Origin of the sequence: Bradyrhizobium sp. SMVTL-02, assembly GCF_051853005.1 — a bacterium.
Taxonomy (GTDB): Bacteria; Pseudomonadota; Alphaproteobacteria; order Rhizobiales; family Xanthobacteraceae; genus Bradyrhizobium.
In genome coordinates, this window is the sequence record NZ_CP182469.1 from 7,375,164 (window position 1) to 7,394,207 (window position 19,044).

Consider the following 19,044-nt stretch of genomic DNA (forward strand, 5'->3'; position numbering starts at 1 on the left):
GGATCCAACATGCGCTGGCTGAAATTCACCACCGCGGGTGAGACCTCCTGGGGGATCATCGAGGGCGATCAGGTCATCGCGGTCGATGGCGATCCGCTCGGTGAATGGCAGCGCAGCTCGCGCACGCATCCGCTTGGCGAGGTCAAGATCGAGCTGCCGCTGATCCCGCGCACCTTCTATTGCGTCGGCCTGAATTATCTGAAGCACCTGAAGGAAGCCGCCGACAAGCGCGGCGAGGTGCCGGCCGTGCCCGACCGCCCAGAGATCGGCTATCGCGCGCAGAACGCGCTGATCGCGCATGACGAGGACGTCGTGATCCCGTCCTTTGCGACGGACAAGATCCACTACGAAGGCGAGCTCGTCGTCGTCATCGGCAAGAAGGTGAAGCATCTCACCAAAGACAACGCGATGGATTGCGTGTTCGGCTACACCATCGGCAACGACGTCAGCGAACGCAGCTGGCAGAAGGCCGACCGGAGCCTGTGGCGTTCGAAGAACGCCGACACCTTCAAGCCGATGGGCCCGTGGATCGAGACCGAGGCCAATCTTGCCAGGATGGAGACCGTCGTTCGGGTCAACGGCAAGGAGACCAACCGCTTCTACACCAACGACATGATCTTCGGCGTGGTGCCGTTCCTGGTTGAGCTGACCAAGTATTTCACGCTATGGCCCGGCGACGTGATCTGGATGGGCACCGACGGCGCCTCGCCCGACATCAAGCATGGTGATATCGTGGAGATCGAGATCACGGGCGTTGGCACATTGCGCAACAGGTTTGTGCGGGAGGCGCGGTGATCCTCCTCCTGAGGAGCGCGTTTTCGCGCGTCTCGAAGGATGAAGGCCCGGCTGGTGGCCTCGCCCTTCGGCACGCCGCGCAAGCACGGCTCCTCAGAATGAGGGGATGGAGTTGCGCACGCCGCGATACGAAGGTGCCGTAGGGCGGGCAAAGCGATTTGTCTGCCGTAGCTCGAAGAGCGAAGGCGGAAAGTGTGTCCACCACCACATGCGCCCCGTATGAATGCGGTGCGCCCACAACGTCATTGCGAGCGCAGCGAAGCAATCCAGACTGCCTCTGCGGAAAGACTCTGGATTGCTTCGCTGCGCTCGCAATGACGGGGGAGCGTCACCCTATTCACAAGTTCTATCTCGGTTGCGGAAAGATCGCAGGCACGGCGCTGCGCGCCTCTGCCTCTAAGGCACTTCCCGTGTCTCAAAACGGCAGCGCCACGCTCGTTTTGATCTCCTTCAGCACCACGTTGCTGCGGACATAGCGGATTCCTGGAATGCGGAACATGAACTCGTCGAGGAAGCGGTTGTAGGCTGCCATGTCGTGCACGACGACGCGCAAATGGTAATCGGCATCGCCCGTGGTCGCAAAGCACTCCAGCACCTCGCGGCGCTTGGTCACCCGCGTAACGAACTCGTCCACGAACTTCGCATCGTGCCGCTCCAGCGAGACGTGGAGGATCGCCGACATCGTAAATCCCGCCTGCTCACGCGCGACCAGCGCCGCATAGCCCTGGATGACGCCGCTCTCCTCCAGCGCCCGCACCCGGCGCCAGCAGGCCGAGGTGGACATGCCGACCTCGTCGGCAAGTTGCTGGTTGGTGGCGCGACCATCCTTCTGAAGATGAGCGAGTATTCGCGTGTCCTGCTCTTCGATCATTGAAGCCTCCCGAACCGGATATCTCTACCAAATTTGGCGGCACTGCGCAAAATTCTACCGATCTTGTGATCCTGACGGGATAAACAGGTAAGACCTACCAGCCTCCCAGGCATAACCTTCCATCACAGGGGGATGCCGCGCGAGGCCGCCATGGACGCCATTCCATCACTCGACAGTTACGATCTCTCCGACCGCTACGATCGCGAGGAGGGCCGCGTCTTCCTCACGGGCACGCAGGCCATTGTCCGCATCGCGCTCGACCAGGCGAAGCGCGACCGGGCGAACGGGCTCAACACCGCCGGCTTCATCTCCGGCTATCGCGGCTCGCCCCTCGGCGGCGTCGATCTCGAGCTGTGGCGAATCCAGGAGCGGCTGAAGCGGGACCGCATCGAATTCCTTCCCGCCGTGAACGAGGACCTCGCTGCCACGGCGGTGCTCGGCTCGCAGCAGGTCGAAACGCAAGCCGACCGCGAGGTCGATGGCGTGTTCGGTCTCTGGTACGGCAAGGGCCCGGGCGTCGATCGCTCCGGCGATGCGCTCAAGCACGGCAATGCCTACGGCTCCTCGCCGCACGGCGGCGTGCTGGTGGTTGCCGGCGACGACCACGGCTGCGTGTCGTCCTCGATGCCGCACCAGTCCGACGTCGCCTTCATGAGCTGGTTCATGCCGACGCTGCACCCGGCTGACGTCGGCGAATATCTGGCGTTTGGCGAATATGGTTACGCGCTGAGCCGCTTCTCCGGCATGTGGGTCGGCTTCAAGGCGATCTCGGAAATCGTGGAATCTGGCGCATCCGTCGCGCTGCGGCCGCCGCGCGCCTTCCGTACGCCCGACTTCACGCCACCGCCGGGCGGCCTGCATTATCGCTGGCCCGATTTGCCGGGCGCGCAGATCGAGGAGCGCCTGGAGGCGAAGAAGCACGCGGTCTACGCCTTCGCCAAAGCCAACCCGATCGACCGTCACATCTACGACATCCCCGGCGCCACCTACGGCATCGTCACGACCGGCAAGGCGCATCTCGACTTGATGGAAGCGCTGCGGCTGATGGGCCTCGATGAAGCCGCCTGCCGCAGCATCGGCATCGACGTCTACAAGGTCGGCATGGTCTGGCCGCTGGCGCTGCACGACGCCATGGACTTCGTGAAAGGCAAGCGCGAGATCCTCGTCGTCGAGGAGAAGCGCGGCATCATCGAAAGCCAGTTCAAGGAATATTTTTACGACTATCCCGGCAGCAAGCCGGAGCGCATGGTGGGCAAGCACGACGAGCGAGGGGCACGGCTGATCTCCTGGATCGGCGAATTGTCGCCGCGGGCGCTCGCGAGCGTGCTGGCGCGGCGGCTCGATCCGATGTTTCCGGGCCTCAATCTCGCCGCCCGCGCTGCCGCCTTGATGCCGGAGGCTGCGCGCACGATCAACGTCCCGGGCGCGACGCGCACGCCCTATTTCTGCTCGGGATGCCCGCACAACACGTCGACGAAGGTGCCCGAGGGATCGAAGGCGCTGGCCGGCATCGGCTGCCATTTCATGGCGAGCTGGATGGACCGGGAGACCTCGTCGCTGATCCAGATGGGCGGCGAGGGCGTGAACTGGGCTGCTTCATCGCGTTTTACCGGCAAGCAGCACGTCTTTCAGAACCTTGGCGAGGGCACCTATTATCATTCGGGCTCGATGGCGATCCGGCAGGCGATCGCCGCCAAAGCCAACATCACCTACAAAATCCTGTTCAACGACGCCGTCGCGATGACCGGCGGCCAGCCGGTCGACGGTCCGGTCAGCGTCCTCGCCATCGCACACAGCGTTCGCGCCGAAGGCGTTGAGCGCATCGCGCTGGTGTCGGACGATGCCGCGCACTTCAGCCCGGCGGACCTGCCCAGCGGCGTGACCATTCACCCCCGCGAGGACATGGATGCCGTGCAACGCGAGCTGCGTGACGTCTGCGGCGTGTCCGTGCTGATCTACCAGCAGACCTGCGCCACCGAGAAGCGGCGCCGGCGAAAGCGCGGGCAGATGGCCGATCCAAAACGCTTCGCCTATATCAACGACCTCGTCTGCGAGGGCTGCGGCGACTGCTCGGTCGAATCCAACTGCCTCAGCGTCGAGCCGAAGGAGACGCCGTTCGGCCGCAAGCGGCAGATCAACCTGTCGGCCTGCAACAAGGATTTTTCCTGCCTCAACGGCTTCTGCCCCAGCTTTGTCACCGTCGAAGGCGCGACGCGGCGGAAGAAGAGCGCCAGCCAGATCGATGCGGCCGGCCAGGCCGCCACGCTTGCCCTGCCCGCGCCCGCCACACTTGATCGACCCTACGACCTGCTGGTGACGGGCGTTGGCGGCACCGGCGTGATCACGGTCGGCGCGCTGATCGGCATGGCCGCGCATCTGGAACGTCGCGGCGTCTCGGTGCTCGACTTTACCGGCTTCGCGCAGAAATTCGGCCCGGTGCTGAGCTATATCCGCCTGGCCGCGAGTCCTGAAGCGCTGCATCAGGTCCGCATCGACCAGGGCGCGGCCGATGCGCTGATCGGCTGCGACCTCGTCGTCAGCTCTTCGCCAAAAGCGTCCGGCACCTATCGCCGCGGCACGCGCGCCGCCGTCAACACCGCGGAGATGCCGACCGGCGACGTCGTCCGTTTCCGCGACGCCGATCTCGCCTCGCCAGCCCGCCTGCGCGCAATCCAGCAGGTCGTGGGCGACGGCAATCTCGACACGATCAACGCCAACGCGCTGGCCGAAGGGCTGCTCGGCGATGCCGTCTACGCCAACATCATCATGTTGGGCTTTGCCTGGCAGCACGGCCTCATCCCTGTTTCGCTGCCGGCCCTGCTTCGCGCGATCGAACTCAACGGCGTCGCGGTCGATCGGAACAAGCAGGCCTTTGCCTGGGGCCGGATCGCCGCTGCCGATCCGGAGTTCTTGCCGCAGTCGGACGAAGCGCCAAAGGCCGAGACACTCGACCAGCTGATCACAGGGCGTGCCGAGTTCCTCGCGGCCTATCAGAACGAAGCCTATGCCGCGCGCTATCGGACGATCGTCGCAAAGGTCCGCAATGTCGAAGCCGACCTGAACAGCGAGACACTGACCGAGGCCGTCGCCCGCGCGCTGTTCAAGCTGATGGCCTACAAGGACGAGTACGAGGTGGCGCGGCTGCACATGCAAAGCGGCTTTCTCGACGCCTTGGAGCGCGAGTTCGAGGATGGGTTCAGCGTCAAATATCATCTTGCCCCGCCGTTCCTCTCGTCAGGACTCGACGCCCGCGGCCGGCCGCGCAAGCGTGCCTTCGGCCAGTGGATCCAGATACCGCTCGCCATGCTGGCGCGGTTGAAGGTTTTGCGCGCGACGCCGTTCGATCCGTTCGGCTACACCGCCGAACGGCGCGCAGAGCGGGAGCTGATCGCCTGGTATGAAAGCCTGATCGAACGCATGCTCGGCAAGCTCGACGCGGCGCATCTGTCCGATCTCGTCGCGATCGCCAAGGGCCCGATGGAGATCCGCGGCTATGGCCCGGTGAAGGACGCCGCGATCGTGAAGGCGAAGGCCGAGATCGAGCGACTGCTCACCGAACTCGACACGCCATCCCCGGCGAGGATGCGGGCTCGCGGTTAAGGCCGCGCCGCCGGGACGGTGGCCAACGGGACGCCCTCTCGTCATGCGAGGAGCGCTTGCGACGATGCAATCCAGAATCTTTCCGCGGAGGGGATTCCGGATTGCTTCGCTTCGCTCGCAATGACGTAGAGTTGCCGGCGTCGCTCACGAATAGGGATTGATCAGCTTCTGCTGCTCGGCACTGTGATGCACGAGCATGTCGATGAAGGTCCTGACTTTCGCCGACAGATGGTGGCGGTGCGGATAGACCGCGTTCATGGACAGCTCGACCGTCCGATATTCCGGCAACAGGCGCACGAGGCGGCCGGCTTCGAGGTCGTCCTGGATGAGAAACCCCGCCATCAGGCAGACGGCAGCGCCCCCCAGCGCGACCTTCCGCAGTGCTTCTCCGCTGTTGGTGATGAAGCTGCCGGAAACGCGCACGGACGCCGCCGTACCCTTGCGATCGAGGAAGCGCCATTCATCGCCAAACGGGTAGTTCAGGTGACGACCGCAATTATGCGTGGTGAGTTCGTCGAGTTTCTGCACCCGGCCGTGCTTCTCGATGTAATCGTGGGAACAGCACAGCACGTGACGCCAGGTGGCGAGGCTCCGCACGATCAGGCTCGAATCCGGCGGCGGTGTCATGCGCAGGGCAACGTCATACCCTTCCTCGATGAGATCGACGTCGGCCTCGCCCATGCGCAGATCGATCTTGAGCTCCGGATAGGCCGACAGGAGCTTTGCGACCACCGGCGTCACGAACGGCACCATATGGGTCGCGACGTGAATGCGCAGCGTGCCGCGGGGCACCAACTGCAATTCGCCCGCGATGTCGTCGGCCTGTTCGATGTCGGCGAGGATCTGGACGCAGCGATCGTAATAGGCCTTGCCAATCTCGGTGAGGTTGACCTTGCGCGTGGTGCGGTGAAGCAGCCTCACCCCAAGCCGGTCTTCCAGCGCCTGGACGTGATTGCTCACCATGGTGGTCGACATGTTGAGCTTGCGGGCTGCTGCGGAGAAGCCACCGGTCTCGACCACCCGACTGAACACCTCGAGGCTGGTCAATCGATCCATGGCTTCCCCTGCATGAAGAGTACGCCTCAGCAGCAATCGCGCGACAGGGGCGGCAATCGCGCTGGGACAGTCGCGGCCCTGGCCCGGTAGACATGACGAAGCAGGCGACGACTCAGATTATCCACCTCTAATGGATAATCCTTCCAGAATTTAGCCAATTATCACCGGGGCCTGCAAGACCGATAGTCTCAGCGAGACGACAGGAGACCGCGATGTCCGAGATGCCCCGCACCCAGACCTTCCAGCAAGCAACTGAAATTGCTCGCGATTATACCAAGGCGCCGCCGACTGTCCCGGCTCGCAACAAGGTCCGGCGCGCGGCCCTGGTGCTCGCACTCCTCGCGGGCACGGCAACCATGGTCTACTACGGACACGACTACTGGACCTACGGCCGCTACCTCGAGACAACGGACGACGCCTATGTGAAGGCGGACTCCACGATCATCGCGCCAAAGGTCTCCGGCTACATCGCCAAGGTGCTGGTCGGCGACAACGAGAAGGTCAAGGCTGGCCAGCTCCTCGCCAGGATCGACGACCGCGACTTCAATGCGGCGCTCGACCAGGCGAGAGCCGACGTCGCCGCCGGGGAAGCCTCGGTGCGCAACATCGATGCCCAGCTCGAGCTGCAGCAGCCGGTGATCGAGCAAAGCACCGCCGACGTCGCCGCCACGGACGCCAATCTCAAATTCGCGCAAGAGGAGCGCGCCCGCTACGACGACCTCATGAAGTCGGGCTCCGGCACGATCCAGCGCGCACAGCAGACCGATGCGGCCCTGCGCGCCAGCAACGCGCAATTGCAGCACGCGAAATCGGGCCTCGTGGCCGCGCAGCGCAAGGTCGACGTGCTCACCACCCAGCGCGCCCAGGCCACGGCCCAGCTCGAGCGCGCCCGCGCAGTCGCGCAGCAGGCGGCGCTGAACCTGTCCTATACCGACATCACCGCGCCGGTGGACGGGACGGTCGGCGCCCGCAGCTTGCGCGTCGGCCAATACGTGCAGGCCGGCACGCAATTGATGGCGGTGGTGCCGCTCGATGCGGTCTATGTCGTCGCGAACTTCAAGGAGACGCAGCTGACACATGTGCGGCCGGGCCAGCCGGTCGAGCTGCACGTCGACAGTTTTCGTGATCGCACGCTGCACGGCCACGTCGACAGTCTGTCGCCGGCCAGCGGACTTGAATTCGCACTGCTGCCGCCCGACAATGCCACGGGCAATTTCACCAAGATCGTACAGCGCGTGCCGGTGAAGATCGTGCTCGACGATCACAGCCTCACCGGCCTGCTGCGGCCCGGCATGTCCGCGGTGCCGACCGTCGACACCAAGGCGACGGTGCTGGCCGAGCGCGAGACGGCCAAGCGCCTCGCCGACAACACGACGCGGCCGAACGGCAGCTGAAGGCAGGAAGGCTCCGGCGGGATTGTCAAATCCTGCCGGATGATCCTTCCAAGACTTCCTCGATTATCGATTTCGTCCGCCCAATACATCCTGTCTCCGCAATTGAGACGAGGCTTCCATGAGCACGCTCCAACCCACCCTCAATGCTGCATCCGCCGCCCACATCGCCGCCCCCGTCGCCCCCGCGGCACCGGCCGTTTCGGCAAAAACCTGGATCGCGGTGATCGGTGCAACGCTCGGCGCCTTCATGGCGGTGCTGAACATCCAGATCGTCAACGCCTCGCTCGCCGACATTCAGGGCGCGATCGGCGCCGGCATCGACGACGGCGGCTGGATCTCGACCTCCTATCTGATCGCCGAGATCGTGGTGATCCCGCTGTCCGGCTGGCTGGCGCAGGTGTTCTCGATCCGCATCTATCTGCTCACCAATGCGGTCCTGTTCCTGCTTCTGTCGGCGGCCTGCGCGCTGGCGCAGGATCTGCCCCAGATGATCGTGCTGCGCGCGGTGCAGGGTTTTACCGGCGGCGTGCTGATCCCGATGGCCTTCACGCTGATCATCACGCTGCTGCCGCGCGGCAAGCAGCCGGTCGGCCTTGCGCTGTTCGCGCTGTCGGCGACGTTCGCGCCGGCGATCGGGCCGACCATCGGCGGCTATCTCACCGAGAATTTCGGCTGGCAGTACATCTTCTACGTCAATCTCGTGCCCGGCGCGATCATGGTCGGCATGCTCTGGTACGCGCTCGAGGCCAGGCCGATGAAGCTTTCCCTGCTGCGCGAGGGCGACTGGGCCGGCATCATCACCATGGCGATCGGGCTCTCCGCGCTGCAGACCGTGCTGGAGGAAGGCAACAAGGACGACTGGCTCGGCTCGCCCTTCATCGTCAAGCTCAGCGTGATCGCGGCCGTGGCGCTGACCGCGTTCCTGATCGTCGAGCTCACCGTGAAGAAGCCGCTGCTCAATCTGCGGCTGCTGGTCCGTCGCAATTTCGGCTTCGGCATGCTGGCGAATTTCCTGCTCGGCATCGCGCTGTACGGCTCGGTGTTCATTTTGCCGCAATATCTCGCCCGCATCCAGGGCTACAATGCCGAGCAGATCGGCATGGTGCTGGCCTGGACCGGACTGCCACAACTGGTGCTGATCCCGCTGGTGCCGCGCCTGATGCAGAAGTTCGACGCGCGGATCATCATCGGCATCGGCTTCGTGCTGTTCGCGGCCTCGAACTTCATGAACATCTACATGACCAACGACTACGCCGCCGACCAGCTGCTGTGGCCCAACGTCGTTCGCGCCATCGGCCAGGCGCTGGTGATGGCGCCGTTGTCGGCGCTGGCAACTGCCGGCATCGAGGCGGAGAATGCAGGTTCCGCCTCCGGCCTGTTCAACATGATGCGCAATCTCGGCGGCGCCGTCGGCATCGCGCTGCTGCAGACCGTGCTGACCAAGCGCGAGCAATATCACTCCAACGTGCTGATGCAGTCGGTCTCGGTTTTCGAGGAGGCGACGCGGACGCGGCTGGAACAGCTGACGCAATATTTCGTCAATCACGGCATCCTCGACCGTGCTGACGCCTCGCATCGCGCCTATGTTGCGATCGGCCATATCGTGCAGAAGCAGGCCTATATCTTCGCCTTCAGCGATACCTTCTATCTGCTCGGCATGGCGCTGATCGTCGCCCTCATCGCCGTATTCTTCCTGAAGAAGCCCGGCCAGACTTCAGCTGGCGGAGCTCATTGATCCCAACCGAAGAAGCAAGGAGAACGACCATGAAGCCCCGCACAGGCCTCGGTGGCGTAGGCTGGCCATATTCGCCAGTCCCTTCGGCAGCAGCCCCTCACGCCGCGATCCGGGTGAGGGGCCAGGCAAAGTGCAGCCGCAACCCAAGTCCGACCGACTGGTAGAGCAGCCTAAACCGCCGTCGCCTTGGCGAACTCCACGTAGATCTCGCGCAGGCGCGTGGCCATCGGGCCCGGCTTGCCGTCGCCGATCTTCTTGCCGTCGACGGCGACCACCGGCTGCACGAAGGACGAGGCTGACGTGATGAACGCCTCCTTGGCGGCAAGCGCCTCGGCGACCGTGAAGGATCGCTCCTCGACGCGGAGCTGGCGCTCTTCGGCCAGTGCGATCACAGCCTTGCGGGTGCAGCCCGGCAGAATCGCGTTGGAGTTCTTGCGGGTGACGATGACGTCGTCCTTGGTGAGGATGAACGCCGAGGACGAGCCGCCTTCGGTGATGTAGCCATCCTGCAGCATCCAGGCTTCGCCGGCACCGGCTTCGGCCGCGGCCTGCTTCGCCAGCACCTGCGCCAGCAGCGCGACGCTCTTGATGTCGCGGCGCTCCCAGCGGATGTCAGGCACCGTGATCACGTTGATGCCGGTCTTTGCGACGGGGGCGTTGATGATGTCCTTCTCCGAGGTGAACATCACCAGGCTCGACTTGACGTCACCCTTGGGAAACGGGAAGTCGCGGCCCTTGTCGGCGCCGCGTGTGACCTGGAGGTAGACGAGGCCGTTCTCGACCTCGTTGCGCGCGATCAGCTCCTTCTGCAGCTCGGTGATGCGCTCGATCGTCTCGGGGAGCTTCAGCTTGATCTCGCCGACCGAGCGCTCCAGCCGGGCGAGGTGCGAGGCATTGTCGACCAGCTTGCCGTCCAGCACCGCCGAGACCTCGTAGATGCCGTCGGCGAACAGGAAGCCGCGATCAAGGACCGAGATCTTGGCTTCCGAGAGCGGGACGAATGAGCCGTTGACATAGGCGAGCGGGTCCAAGGCAGGTCTCCTGGGAGGGGAAGGGGAATTTGGGGACCGGTATAGGAGATTTGGCGGGCCCGATAAACCCTCGATCGGTCATTCCGGGGCATTCGCAAAGCGAATGAACCCGGAATCCATCTCACTCGCATACTGCCGCCCGATGGATTCCGGGCCCGCGCCAGGAGGCGCGTCCCGGAATGACAGAGGAGTTAATGCGACAAAATCTTCGACAAGAACTTCTGCGCGCGGTCGCTGCGCGGCTTGCCGAAGAAATCGTCCTTCGGGGCGTCCTCGACGATCTCGCCGCGGTCCATGAAGATGACACGGTTGGCGACCTTGCGGGCGAAGCCCATCTCGTGCGTGACGACCATCATGGTCATGCCTTCACGGGCGAGGTCGACCATGACGTCCAGCACCTCGCTGACCATCTCGGGGTCGAGCGCCGAGGTCGGCTCGTCGAACAGCATGACGATCGGATCCATCGCGAGCGCGCGCGCAATCGCAACGCGCTGCTGCTGGCCGCCGGAGAGCTGCGCCGGAAACTTCTGCGCCTGCTCCTTCAGGCCGACGCGCTCCAGGAGCTGCATGCCCTTGGTGACCGATTTGTCGTGCCCACGGCCCAGCACCTTCTCCTGCGCGAGGCAGAGATTGTCGATGATCTTGAGGTGCGGGAACAGCTCGAAGTGCTGGAACACCATGCCGACGCGCGAGCGCAGCTTCGGCAGATCGGTCTTGGGATCGTTGACCTTGGTGCCGTCGACCAGGATGTCGCCGCTCTGGAACGGCTCCAGCGCGTTGACGCATTTGATCAGCGTCGACTTGCCCGAGCCCGAGGGGCCGCAGACGACGACGACCTCGCCCTTGGTGACGCTGGTGGTACAGTCGGTCAGCACCTGGAAGGTCGGGCTGTACCATTTGTTGACGTGGCTGATTTCGATCATGACCGACATGCTCTAGCGAATGATGGCGATGCGCGCCTGCAGGCGGCGGACGCCGAAGGACGCGATACAGGAAATGGTGAAGTAGACGAGGGCTGCGAACAGATACATTTCGACCAGACGACCGTCGCGCTGCGCGACCTTGCTCGCCGCGCCGAGGAAGTCCGTGATCGACAGGACGTAGACCAGCGAGGTGTCCTGGAACAGCACGATGGTCTGCGTGATCAGGACCGGCAGCATGTTGCGGAACGCCTGCGGCAGCACGACGTAGCGCATGGTCTGGGCGTAGGTCAGCCCCAGCGCGCTGGCCGCGGCCGGCTGGCCGCGCGAAATCGACTGGATGCCGGCGCGCATGATCTCGGAGAAATACGCCGCCTCGAACATGATGAAGGTGACGAGCGAGGAGGCGAACGCGCCGACGCTGATCGGACGCGAGGCGCCGGTCAGCCACTGCCCGATATAGGGCACCAGGAAGTAGAACCAGAAGATCACCAGCACCAACGGCAGCGAGCGCATGAAGTCGACATAGAGGCCGGCGATGCGCCCGAGGGTCTTGAGACCGGACAGCCGCATCAGAGCGAGCGCCGTGCCGAAGACCAGGCCGCCAAGCGCTGCAAGCCCCGTCAGCGTCAGCGTGAAGGTCATGCCCTCGTAGAACAGATAGGGCAGCGCGCGGCGGATGACGTCGAAATCGAAATTCCCGAGCATGGCGCTATTTCCCCGTGATGTAGCCCGGGATCGCGACCCAGCGCTCGAGGAAGCGCATCGCGGTCACGACGACGGCATTGACGAGGAGATAGAGGATGGTCGCGGCCGTGAAGGCCTCGAACACCTGGAAAGAGAATTCCTGCATCGAGCGCGCTTGTCCCGTCAGCTCGATCAGGCCGATCGTGATGGCCACCGCCGTGTTCTTGATGGTATTGAGGAACTCGGAGGTCAGCGGCGGCAGGATGATGCGGAACGCCATCGGCAGCAGCACGTAGCGGTAACCCTGCACGGTGGTGAGCCCGAGCGCGGTCGCCGCCATCTTCTGCCCGCGCGGCAGCGAGGAGATGCCCGCCTGCAATTGCACCGCGACACGCGCCGACATGAACAGGCCGACGCCGATCGCCGCCGTCCAGAACGGGGCGTTCGGCAACTGCTTGAGCCACAGGCCAGCGGCCCTCGGCAGCAATTCCGGCAGCACGAAGAACCACAGGAAGAGCTGCACCAGCAGCGGCATGTTGCGGAAGAACTCGACCCAGCAGAAGCCGAACCAGTAGGCGCCCCGCGACGGCAGCGTGCGCATGACGCCGACGATCGAGCCGAAGATCAGCGCGATGATCCAGGCGAGCAGCGCCGTCTTGATGGTCAGCGCCAGTCCCGACAGCAGCATGTCGAGATAGGTGCCGGTCCCCATCGGGTTCGGCTCGAAGAAAATTCCCCAGTTCCAGTGGTAGTTCACGTGTCCCCCGCGCGAACGCGCCGCTCATACAGATTGTCCCGGCGCCTATGCAAATGTCCGGCCACTCTCCCTCAAGAGTGGCTGGAATTTCTTCCCTCTCCCCGCGTGCGGGGAATGGGTCAGGGTGAGGGGGGGCTCTCCACGAGGGAGGTGATAGTCGGACTCGTGGAGAGTCCCCCTCACCCGGAATTCAAGCTGCGCTGGAATTCCGGCCTCTCCCCGCGCGCGGGGAGAGGCAAGTAACATCTTACTTGTAATCGTCCGGGTTCGGCGAATCCGTCGGCTTGGCGAACTCGTTCTTCAGCTCGGCCGAGATCGGCGTGTTCAGGTTCAGACCCTTCGGCGGGATCTTCTGAGTGAACCACTTGGCGTAGATCTTCTCGCCCTCGCCGGAGGTGTAGAGCGCAGCGGTCGCAGCATCGACCACCTTCTTGAACGGTGCGTCGTCCTTGCGCAGCATGATGCCGTAGGGCTCGGGCTTGGAGAACGCGTCCTTGGAGATCGCGTAGTCATCCGGCGACTTCGAGCCGGCAACGAGGCTGGCGAGCAGGATGTCGTCCATGACGAAGGCGACCGCACGGTCGGTCTCGACCATCAGGAAGGCTTCGGCGTGGTCCTTGGCCGGGATGATGTTGGCGCCGAGGCCCTTCGCGACGTTGGCTTCGGTGAGCTGCTTGATGTTGGTGGTACCGGCGGTCGAGACCACCGTCTTGCCCTTGAGATCGTCGATCGACTTGATGCCACTCGACTTCTTGAAGACGTAGCGGCTCGCGGTCAGGAAGTGCGTGTTGGTGAAGGCGACCTGCTTCTGGCGCTCGGCATTGTTGGTGGTCGAGCCGCATTCGAGGTCGATGGTGCCGTTGGCCATCAGCGGGATACGAGTCGCGGAGGTCACCGGGTTGAGCTTGACCTCGAGCTTGTCGAGCTTGAGTTCCTTCTTCACGGCGTCGACGATCTTGTAACAGATGTCCATCGCGAACCCGATCGGCTTCTGGTTGTCGTCCAGATAGGAGAACGGGATCGAGGAGTCGCGGAAGCCCAGCGTGATGGCGCCGGTGTCCTTGATGTTCTTCAGCGTGCCGGTCAGCTCCTGGGCCCCGGCCTGGCTGACGGCGATGGTCGCGGCGAGCGCGAGCCCGATGTGACGGAAATCTTTCACTTTTTTCTTCCCCTTTCAGGATGATGCGGCCGGATGCAAGCACAAATCGGCCCGGATTAGAATGTGACTTTTGGCTGGATGGCGGCTCAGGTTAACGGCTCAGGCTGGCGGTTTTGGCAATTCCCCCAGATCCCAGAACAGCCCGGCCATCACCGTCAAGGCCTCTTCGGTCAAAGGCAGCAGGATGTGCTCATTGGGCGCATGCTGGGAGCAGCCGGGATAGGAATGCGGGACCCAGATCGTCGGCAGGCCCAGGATCTCGGAAAAGACGTCGTTGGGCAGCGAGCCGCCGAAATTCGGCAAAACCGCCGGCGGCTTGCCGGTGGTCGCCAGCACCGAATCCGCGGCCCATTTGATCCAGGGACTGTCGAAATCGGTGCGCGATGCAGCAAAGCTCTGGGCCGCCCGCACCTCGACCATCGGAAAGCCCTTGGCGACGAGATGCGCACGGATGGTGTCGATCAAGCCGTCGATCTTGGTGCCGACCACGAAACGCAGTTGCAGCACGGCATTGGCATGGCCGGGAATGGCGTTCGCCGGCTGCTCGATGTTGCCCGAGGACATCGCCAGCACCTCGAGCGTGTTCCAGGCGTAGAGCCGCTCGGCCGCCGACAGCCCTTCCTCGCCCCAGTTCTCGGCGAGCGCCGGCTCGTCAGCGGTCGGCACCACCTCGACGTCGGCAAGATAGCTGCGGATCTGGTTCGTGAGGCGCGGCGGCTTCAGCGCGTCGAGCTGGAGGCGGCCATGGCCGTCGACCAGCGTCGAGATCGCGTTGACCAGGATGGTCGCGGGGTTGGCGAGCACACCGCCCCAATTGCCGGAATGGTGGCCGCCATCGCGCAAATTCACGTCGAGATGAATGCGGATGCCGCCGCGACAGCCGAGAAACAGTGTCGGGCGATCTGCGGACAGGCGCGGCCCGTCTGAGGCCATGAACAAATCGGCCTGGAGCGCGTCGCGATTGAGGTCGCAGACCTTGCCGAGATCGGGCGAGCCGATCTCCTCGCCCATCTCGACGATGAATTTGGCGTTGAAGCCGAGCTTGCCGCCGCGAGCGGCGCGCACCGCACGGAGCGCCGCCATGTTGATGCTGTGCTGGCCCTTGTTGTCGGCCGTGCCGCGGCCATAGAGGCGCGTGCCCGAAAGCGTCGTGCGCCAGGGATCGCGGCCCTCGCGCCACTCGCCTTCCATGCCGTCGACGACGTCGCCATGGCCGTAGACCAGCACGGTCGGGGCGGACGCGCTCTCGTGATGCTCCGCGAACAGGAACGGCGCCTTTCCGCTAGGGGATTCGACGATGCGGCTGGTGAAGTCGAGCGCAGCGAAAGCCGGCTGCATCTCCTGTTCCAGATAGGCGCGCAGCTCCGCGCCGCGCGACGGATTCTGGCTCTCGGTCTTGTAGGCGACGCGACGGTCGAGCTCAGTGAGGAACGCACCGGATTTGAAGTCGTCGCGGGCTCGGGCGATGGCGTCGGCTCTGGTCATTGCTTTCATTTTCAAGGTTTCGACGCGGGCGAACGTAGCGGGCTACATAGGCCGTCGAAAGTGGCGGGGAGTTGGATAGTTCTTGTAGTTCTCTTGCGATTTCTTTCTTGCTCTCTCGAGATTGGCTTGCCAAGAGCGGGAGCGCCGCTGGTTTCGGCCTTGCCAAGCGCACGCGATATGCAAGAACTTCGCCAAATTGGGGCGCACATCTATCATTCGAAGAGCGCGCAGTACAGGGCGCCGAGGGACCAGCATGGCCAAAGAGATCAGGCTCAACGCCTTTGCGATGAATTGCGTCGCACACCAGTCACCGGGCCTGTGGACCCATCCGCGCGACCGCACCGCCGACTATCATCGCCTGCCCTACTGGATCGATCTGGCCAGGACCCTGGAACGTGGCCGCTTCGACGGATTGTTCCTGGCGGACGTGCTCGGCGTCTATGACGTCTATGGCAACAGCCCTGACGCAGCCTTGCGCAATGCAGCGCAGACGCCGTCGAACGAGCCGCTGCTGCTGCTGTCGGCAATGGCGGCGGTGACGAAAGACCTGGGGTTCGGCGTCACCAGCAATCTGTCATTCGAGCCGCCCTACCCGTTCGCGCGGCGGATGTCGACACTGGATCATCTCACCGAAGGGCGAATCGGCTGGAACGTCGTCACCGGCTATCTCGACAGCGCCGCGCGCGGCGCCGGCAAGGACAAGCAGACCGGGCACGATGACCGCTACGACATCGCCGACGAATATATGGAGGTCGTCTACAAGCTCTGGGAAGGCAGCTGGGAAGACGACGCCGTGCTGCGCGACCGGGCGCGAGGCATCTTCACCGATCCCGCAAAAGTCCATCGCGTCAATCATGAGGGTGCGAACTACCGCATCAACAACACCATTCACCTCAGCGAGCCGTCGCCGCAGCGCACGCCCGTGCTGTATCAGGCCGGCACCTCGCCACGCGGCCGGCAGTTCGCCGCCAAGCACGCCGAATGCGTGTTCATGTCCGGACCGTCGGCCAAGGTGATCGCGCCGCGGGTCTCCGCGATCCGGCAAGAAGCCGCCGCGCTCGGCCGCAACCCGGCCGAAATCCTGATGTTCTCGATGATGACGATCATCCTTGGAAGGACGGAAGCCGAGGCGAAGGAGAAACACGCCGACTATCGCCGCCATATCAGTCCCGAAGGGGCGCTGGCGCTGATGTCGGGTTGGACTGGCGTCGACTTCTCCGGCTACGACCTCGACCAGCAGGTGCGCCACGTCCAGAACGATGCCGGCCGCAGCGCGATGGACAACGTCACCCGCGCCGATCCTGATCGGGTCTGGACCGTGCGCGACGTCATCGAGCATGTCGGCATCGGCGGCGCCGGTCCCGTCGTGGTCGGCACGCCGGAGATGGTCGCGGACAAGATCGAGGACTGGTTCGAGAAGACCGACGTCGACGGTCTCAATGTGGCCTTCGCGGTCTCGCCCGGCGATTTCGAGGACATCGCCGACATGCTGGTGCCGGAACTGACCCGGCGCGGGCGGTACAAGAGCGAGTATGCCAAGGGCACGTTGCGGGAAAAACTGTTCGGCACCGGCCGCCCGCGGTTGGGTGCGCCACACCCGGCGGCGGGGTACCGGGTGGGGAAGAAGGGTTAGAAGCCCGGTGTCGTGCTGGCCAAGGCCAGGACGACGTTGGAGAGGGAGCGTGCTTCCTCCTCGTCATTGCGAGCGCAGCGAAGCAACCAGGCCGTCATCGCGGAGAGATTCTGGATTGCTTCGCTACGCTCCCAATGACGGTGGAGGCCGCCTACCTACACCTTCCCGTCCACCATAACCTCGATCAGCTTCGTCCCCGGCCGGCCAAACGCGGACGCCAGCGTCGCCTTCAGCTCGCGGGGATCGCCAATCTTGATCGCCTCGCAGCCGAGCGCCTTGGCTACGCCGGCAAAATCCACGGGCGGATCGACAAAATCCATGCCGACGTAATTGTCGTCGCCATGGAAGGCGAGCAGGCGTTGCTTGATGATGCGGTAGCCGCCATTGTTGGCGATGACGACGTTGAGCGGCAGCTTGTGATGCGCCGCAGTCCACAGCGACTGGATCGAATACATCGCGCTGCCGTCGCCTGAGAAGCAGACGACTGGACGATCCGGATTGGCAATGCTGACGCCGACCGAGGCCGGCAGGCCCCAGCCGATGCCGCCGGAGGCAAGACCGTGATAGCCGTAGCGGTCGCGATGCGGCCGCAGCGCCGTTACATGACGGCTGGAGGTGAGCCCTTCATCGACGAGGATCGCATGGTCGGGCATGGCCTCGACCATCTGCAGCACCAGGAAGTCCGGATCGATGGGGTTGCGGCCGGCGCTCTTGCCGATCTGCTCGACCAACGCGGCGCGCCGCGCGCTCCAGTTCTTCGGCCCGAGCTCGGCAAGGCGCTGTTTCGCGCGGCTCGCCAGCCTTGCGCCGCCCATCTCCTTCAGCACCGGGATCAACGCGCGCAGCGTTTCCTTCAGATCCGCCTTCAGCGCGATCTCCGCGCCATAGTTCTTGGCGATCTCCCAATCGACGAGGCCGATCTGCACGACGCCGAGACCGTCAGGCAGCGCGTCGATCTCGCTATAAACCGACATCCGCAAGGGATCGCCGCCCAGCGCGATCAGGAGATCGTAAGGCGCGAGCGTATCGCGCGCCGCCTTCTGCACGCGCGCCAGCGTGCCGAGGAAGCTCGGGCTCTCCGAGAGGAAGTGCGCACCATAAGGCGTCGAGGACTGATATGCCGCAGCGCCGAGCAGCTCGGCGAGCTCGGCCGCCTCCTTCAGCGCATCGCTCTTGACCACCTCGTCCATGGTGACGATCACGGGGCGCTCGGCCTTGAGCAGCCGCGCGGCAAACGCCTGCAGCGCTTCGTCCGATGGCTTTGTCCGCGCATCGATACGGGTGGAGCGGCCGAGATCGATCCCGGCCTCGCTGTTCAGGATATCGCCGGGAAGCGAGATGAACACCGGCCCGGTCGGCGGCGTCATCGCAACCTTGGCGGCACGGCGCACGATGCGCGGCAGATCCTCCAGCCGCGTCACCTCGACCGCCCATTTCACCAGCGGCTCGGCCATGCGCACCAGCGGGCCGTAGAGCACCGGCTCCATCAGGCCATGGCCCTGCTCCTGCTGGCCCGCGGTCAAGATCATCGGCGTGCCCGTGAACTGGGCGTTGTAGAGCGAGCCCATCGCGTTGCCGAGGCCGGGTGCGACATGGACGTTGCAGGCGACGAGCTTGCCGGAAGCGCGGCTGTAGCCGTCGGCGATCGCGACCACCAGGCTCTCCTGCATCGCCATCACATAGGTCAAGTCAGGATGGTCCTTCAGCGCGTGCATGATCGGCAATTCGGTGGTGCCGGGATTGCCGAACAGGTGCGTGATGCCCTCGTCCTTGAGCAGCGCGAGAAAGGCGGAGCGGCCGGTGATCTTGTTCTTCATGCTTCCTCCAGGAGCGGACGTTGCCGCAAGGACGGAAAGCATGATGGCCGAAGTCGCAGGAGGCGCGCAAGGAAGCGCGGTCATGGCTGCGTTGCGTGGTCGCG

14 protein-coding genes are annotated in these 19,044 nt (G+C 64.3%); 5 read left to right on the forward strand and 9 right to left on the reverse strand.

Going from position 1 to position 19,044, the window contains the following annotated elements; translation table 11 throughout:
• Positions 1-9: 9 nt before the first annotated feature.
• On the forward strand, positions 10-795 hold the full coding sequence (locus ACNJYB_RS35355; protein ID WP_439371251.1) for a fumarylacetoacetate hydrolase family protein: 786 nt from the start codon (positions 10-12) through the stop codon (positions 793-795).
• Between the two features lie 415 nt (positions 796-1,210).
• Here ACNJYB_RS35355 and ACNJYB_RS35360 read toward each other — a convergent pair whose 3' ends face one another.
• Positions 1,211-1,666 carry an Lrp/AsnC family transcriptional regulator gene (locus ACNJYB_RS35360; RefSeq protein ID WP_439371253.1) on the reverse strand — a complete coding sequence of 152 codons (456 nt, stop codon included), beginning with the start codon at positions 1,664-1,666 and terminating at the stop codon, positions 1,211-1,213.
• A gap of 150 nt (positions 1,667-1,816) precedes the next feature.
• On the opposite strand from ACNJYB_RS35360, the gene ACNJYB_RS35365 reads away from it, so the two are divergent.
• A complete protein-coding gene (locus ACNJYB_RS35365) occupies positions 1,817-5,266 on the forward strand; it encodes an indolepyruvate ferredoxin oxidoreductase family protein (RefSeq protein WP_439371255.1) in 3,450 nt (1,149 codons plus the stop codon).
• A gap of 144 nt (positions 5,267-5,410) precedes the next feature.
• Here the strand turns inward: ACNJYB_RS35365 and ACNJYB_RS35370 are convergent, their stop codons facing one another.
• Positions 5,411-6,322 carry a LysR family transcriptional regulator gene (locus ACNJYB_RS35370; protein ID WP_439371256.1) on the reverse strand — a complete coding sequence of 304 codons (912 nt, stop codon included), beginning with the start codon at positions 6,320-6,322 and terminating at the stop codon, positions 5,411-5,413.
• Positions 6,323-6,534: 212 nt separating this feature from the next.
• Between ACNJYB_RS35370 and ACNJYB_RS35375 the strand changes: the two genes are divergently transcribed.
• Complete coding sequence (locus tag ACNJYB_RS35375) at positions 6,535-7,716, forward strand: HlyD family secretion protein (protein WP_439371258.1); 1,182 nt, start codon at positions 6,535-6,537, stop codon at positions 7,714-7,716.
• A 118-nt stretch (positions 7,717-7,834) separates the two neighbouring features.
• Positions 7,835-9,451, forward strand: coding sequence for an MDR family MFS transporter (locus ACNJYB_RS35380; protein ID WP_439371259.1), 1,617 nt, complete (start codon positions 7,835-7,837; stop codon positions 9,449-9,451).
• Positions 9,452-9,621: 170 nt separating this feature from the next.
• On the opposite strand, the gene ACNJYB_RS35385 is transcribed toward ACNJYB_RS35380, so the two are convergent.
• From ACNJYB_RS35385 to ACNJYB_RS35410, 6 genes are all read right to left on the reverse strand, one after another.
• Positions 9,622-10,482 carry a D-amino-acid transaminase gene (locus ACNJYB_RS35385; protein ID WP_439371261.1) on the reverse strand — a complete coding sequence of 287 codons (861 nt, stop codon included), beginning with the start codon at positions 10,480-10,482 and terminating at the stop codon, positions 9,622-9,624.
• A 191-nt stretch (positions 10,483-10,673) separates the two neighbouring features.
• Complete coding sequence (locus tag ACNJYB_RS35390; RefSeq protein WP_439371262.1) at positions 10,674-11,405, reverse strand: amino acid ABC transporter ATP-binding protein; 732 nt, start codon at positions 11,403-11,405, stop codon at positions 10,674-10,676.
• A gap of 12 nt (positions 11,406-11,417) precedes the next feature.
• Positions 11,418-12,110: an amino acid ABC transporter permease gene (locus tag ACNJYB_RS35395; RefSeq protein ID WP_439371264.1), complete on the reverse strand. Its 693-nt coding sequence runs from the start codon at positions 12,108-12,110 to the stop codon at positions 11,418-11,420.
• A gap of 4 nt (positions 12,111-12,114) precedes the next feature.
• Complete coding sequence (locus ACNJYB_RS35400; RefSeq protein ID WP_439371266.1) at positions 12,115-12,846, reverse strand: amino acid ABC transporter permease; 732 nt, start codon at positions 12,844-12,846, stop codon at positions 12,115-12,117.
• Between the two features lie 247 nt (positions 12,847-13,093).
• Positions 13,094-14,005: an amino acid ABC transporter substrate-binding protein gene (locus ACNJYB_RS35405; protein ID WP_439371267.1), complete on the reverse strand. Its 912-nt coding sequence runs from the start codon at positions 14,003-14,005 to the stop codon at positions 13,094-13,096.
• 99 nt (positions 14,006-14,104) lie between these two features.
• Positions 14,105-15,490, reverse strand: coding sequence for a M20 family metallopeptidase (locus ACNJYB_RS35410; protein WP_439371268.1), 1,386 nt, complete (start codon positions 15,488-15,490; stop codon positions 14,105-14,107).
• A 253-nt stretch (positions 15,491-15,743) separates the two neighbouring features.
• On the opposite strand from ACNJYB_RS35410, the gene ACNJYB_RS35415 reads away from it, so the two are divergent.
• Positions 15,744-17,123, forward strand: a complete 1,380-nt coding sequence (locus ACNJYB_RS35415; RefSeq protein ID WP_439371269.1) for an LLM class flavin-dependent oxidoreductase — start codon at positions 15,744-15,746, stop codon at positions 17,121-17,123.
• A gap of 155 nt (positions 17,124-17,278) precedes the next feature.
• On the opposite strand, the gene ACNJYB_RS35420 is transcribed toward ACNJYB_RS35415, so the two are convergent.
• Complete coding sequence (locus ACNJYB_RS35420; protein ID WP_439371270.1) at positions 17,279-18,940, reverse strand: thiamine pyrophosphate-binding protein; 1,662 nt, start codon at positions 18,938-18,940, stop codon at positions 17,279-17,281.
• Between the last annotated feature and the right edge of the window lie 104 nt (positions 18,941-19,044).